Here is a 3,244-nt window from a genome sequence, read left to right as displayed (position 1 = left end):
ACCTATGTGGCAAGAAGCACAGTTAGCCTCAAAAATTTTAGCACCGTTAGATATTTCGGCAGCTAGTGCTGGACTAATGAATGTCAATTTGAATAGAGCGATCGCCAACAGTAGGATTAATAAAAGTATTCTCAACAGAATTTCCTCGCAACAAGCCTCCAGCAAGAGTATAAACGCGATTAACACCTGATTAAGTCAAATTTGATCAAAATTGGCGGTAACGAGTTCACCCCTCAATCGCCACAGGTTACTTAGCGTCTTAGGGGAGGATAAGACTCGTTACCGCCATTTATCCATTGTGTGCGTCACTCTAGGAGTGTAGCGTGTTGCTATGAGCTAATTTCAAAGAAGCCCAGAAAATCATCTTATGTCAATGAGGATGTTTCTAGCCTTGGACAGTGATTGTACCAACCATGCCAGCACCACGGTGGGGTTCGCAGTAGAAGGTGTAGTCACCAGCAGGTGCGTCTGCGGGGAAGGTAGTTGTTTCCTTTTGACCAGCACTCATCAGCAAATTCTTATGAGACAGAGATTTTGCTAAAGTGGCGTCCTTAACTGGGTTTTTGGCAGCATCAAACACAACATTATGGGGAGGAACTTTATTGTTCACCCATTCAATTGTGTCACCTGGTTTAATTGTCAACTTTTTCGGATCAAATGCCAGCATTCCTTTATCGCTACCCAATTTCACCTTGTAAGTTTCAGCCGAAGCACTGGGAGTAAAAACAGCAAAGCTGCTAACAACTAAAAGGATTGTTAACACAGCTAAACTAAGACGTTGCCAGCTTGCCGAAATCAATTTCATGGCTCTCTCCTAACAAATAATTTTTTTCCTTTTCTCATTTTAAATAAAATCAACGCCAAAGTATGACAATCTGTCATAGATACAATTTTTTTTTTAAGAATGGAGACCAATTTATTGCAAAAAGTTGTGCAATCAGTAATAAATACTAGACTGCCATAGCCCAAAAAGCTTGTGAATAAAGGTAAACAGTACAATAAGAGATTTTTATTTTTTCTTGAAAAATATTTTGATTCAAAATTTCCGTGCCCCAACTAAGAACTTTTTGTGCTGCTGCGAGAACGAAAGCAGCTAAACTTTGGTGAAAATTGGGGAATGGGGAATGGGGAATGGGGAATGGGGAATGAATTCTGCCCAATGCCCAATGCCCAATGCCCTATGCCCTACGCCCCATGCCCCAATGACTCAGTACTAATTCCGGGATTTAGTAATAGATTTTTCCGCCTCCCCACTTAGTGCCAACGATTTTGGGTTGTAAGAGAATATGACCGGCGATCGCCTCCAAGTCATCATCTGTCAGATTTCGCATTTCTGTGAAAATATCTGCGCTTTTGATACTAGGGTGTATTTCGGAAATCTCTTCTTCCCCGTCGTAAGTAGTGGGATTTTTCAGATAATCCACCAAGCCTTCAACGTTGTTACGGTTGGGTGTTGCCAGTGCCAGGTCTTCTGGAGTGAGTCCAATGTTCTGGTTTGTTTTGGTAACTCCCCCAGCATGACATTGGGCGCAAGCGTAATTAAATAAGCGTTTGCCTTCTTTGACTTGTTTAAGGCTAAGTACGACAGTATCACCGTTTTCATTTAATGGCACTGTCCGGGTAGCTTTGTCCAATTCCACTGCTGTCGCGCTACCGACAAGCAACTGAAACGAGAGTAAAACAGTAACCACAACAACGCCAATTAGTCTTTTAAACATGTTTCCCCTTAAAGATTTTGACGCTCAACACAGCTAAGAAAGCGATTCTCAATCTCCAAGCTGCTAATTGCTAATGACTTATTGTTTTTTATCATTAGCTATCAGTGATTAGCCAAAGCCCGAGATAACCCTTCAGGTGACCTCGTGATCACCCATCAAGTCGCTAGTACCTTTTGGGCGTATTTCAGACGATATTTGGGAAATAATTGCCTTTGCATCTTCTAACGCCAAACGAGTCTTTTGGTGTTTGTAAGGAATTCCCAGTTGGTTGCACAGAGAAAACACTTTTTCTACAGGAATGCTGTAGTCGGCTGCTATCTCTGCGATCGATAGGTCTGCAAAACCCATAATGGTTGTTAACTGATAGATAGAGATTGAGTCGCTGTAATACCAATATCACGTTAGGAGTGCAATTTGTTGCCCAAAATACTGTTTGGGGAATGGGGCATTGGGAATGGGGCATGGGGCATAGGGGATGAGGGGGATGAGGGGGATGAGGAGGATGAGGGGGATGAGGGGGATAACCAATACTCAATGCGCTCTTCCCCTTGCCTCATATTCTGCCGTGTTTCTCAAAGCAATCCAAACTCGTTGATCTTCAGCTAATCGTGTAAAGTTCCGAAAATCGATGAACTTTCTGTGATATTCCAGCTGGCGTTTCTGTGCCGCCTGCTGATTTCAAACACTACTGAACCTCCGCTTAATCCCGCACTAACCCGGCTGTAGCGAGCGATAGGTCGTGCATGATTATATCTCGTACTCTGTGCTTAGAAATCGGAACTTGAAAAGTTATTCACGATCGCCTCTGAATATTTACTTACCTGCAAACTGTAGTATAATTGACTGCCATAATGAATGGCGATCGCAGTAAGTCTTGGTCATAGCTTGTAAATATAGTTGTTGCCCCAACAAGGCGCTGACAAACTGGTTATCAAAGTTATTGATGATCTTTTTTAAATATATTTACTTACCTGCGAAGCAAAAATAGTAGGTGATATTTTACTTATTTGAAATTTTGGTTGAGAATTGCAAGCTAAAATAACAAAAACTTATCAAGAATGCTCATGAAAGCATACTGAGTTCCTCGGCAACCAAATTTATGTCAGCATGTTTTACTCATAAACATACATTATGGATTTTGTTCAGGTTGAAACAAATGCGCCACTGACTCTGGAAATTCCCCAGATTGCCTCACCATCCAGAGCACTTTCTCCAATCTCTCGAATTCCCAAGGATGCGATTCGCACTAGTTTAAAAGCCTCCACTACAGATTCTGTCTTAGCAGCGGTTTACTCCCTTGGAACTGGCGGGATTTTACTTAGCAATTTTTTGGTGGAATTGGGTGCTAGTCCAGTGGTATTTGGGATGCTGTGCTCTATCCCCATGTTGGTCAATCTTATTCAGCCGTTGGGTGCTTACTTGTCTGAACGTAGCACCAGCCGTTTTCAATATTCTCTTCGGACACACGGAATTGGTCGGCTGCTATGGCTGGTTCTAGTAATCGGTATTGTCGGCGTAAGCTTGGG

At 42.4% G+C, this 3,244-nt stretch carries 4 protein-coding genes and 2 pseudogenes; 1 reads left to right on the top strand and 5 read right to left on the bottom strand.

Features of this window, described 5'->3' with window-relative positions:
• The 5 genes and pseudogenes from LC574_RS32680 to LC574_RS32660 form a co-directional block, all read right to left on the bottom strand.
• Nucleotides 1-135 (bottom strand): annotated as a pseudogene (locus LC574_RS32680) (cytochrome C); the annotation flags it as partial.
• A 250-nt stretch (nucleotides 136-385) separates the two neighbouring features.
• Complete coding sequence (petE, locus tag LC574_RS32675) at nucleotides 386-805, bottom strand: plastocyanin (RefSeq protein WP_229457744.1); 420 nt, start codon at nucleotides 803-805, stop codon at nucleotides 386-388.
• Nucleotides 806-1,226: 421 nt separating this feature from the next.
• A complete protein-coding gene (gene psbV / locus LC574_RS32670; protein ID WP_229457743.1) occupies nucleotides 1,227-1,718 on the bottom strand; it encodes a photosystem II cytochrome c-550 in 492 nt (163 codons plus the stop codon).
• A gap of 132 nt (nucleotides 1,719-1,850) precedes the next feature.
• Nucleotides 1,851-2,066, bottom strand: a complete 216-nt coding sequence (locus tag LC574_RS32665; protein WP_229457742.1) for a hypothetical protein — start codon at nucleotides 2,064-2,066, stop codon at nucleotides 1,851-1,853.
• A gap of 53 nt (nucleotides 2,067-2,119) precedes the next feature.
• Entirely contained in the window at nucleotides 2,120-2,275 is a 156-nt protein-coding gene (locus tag LC574_RS32660; protein WP_229457741.1) for a hypothetical protein, read from the bottom strand.
• A gap of 574 nt (nucleotides 2,276-2,849) precedes the next feature.
• Between LC574_RS32660 and LC574_RS32650 the strand changes: the two are divergent.
• Nucleotides 2,850-3,244, top strand: a pseudogene (locus LC574_RS32650) (MFS transporter); the annotation flags it as partial.

It is taken from the genome of Nostoc sp. CHAB 5715, assembly GCF_020829685.1.
In the GTDB taxonomy this organism is placed as follows: Bacteria; Cyanobacteriota; Cyanobacteriia; order Cyanobacteriales; family Nostocaceae; genus Nostoc.
This window is presented reverse-complemented; position numbering and strand designations above follow the sequence as displayed.

Excerpts from the sequence above, each read along its gene's own strand:
- petE (WP_229457744.1), bottom strand. The coding sequence starts at position 805 with ATGAAATTGATTTCGGCAAGCTGGCAACGTCTTAGTTTAGCTGTGTTA.
- LC574_RS32665 (WP_229457742.1), bottom strand. The coding sequence starts at position 2,066 with ATGGGTTTTGCAGACCTATCGATCGCAGAGATAGCAGCCGACTACAGC.
- psbV (WP_229457743.1), bottom strand. The coding sequence starts at position 1,718 with ATGTTTAAAAGACTAATTGGCGTTGTTGTGGTTACTGTTTTACTCTCG.
- LC574_RS32660 (WP_229457741.1), bottom strand. The coding sequence starts at position 2,275 with ATGAGGCAAGGGGAAGAGCGCATTGAGTATTGGTTATCCCCCTCATCC.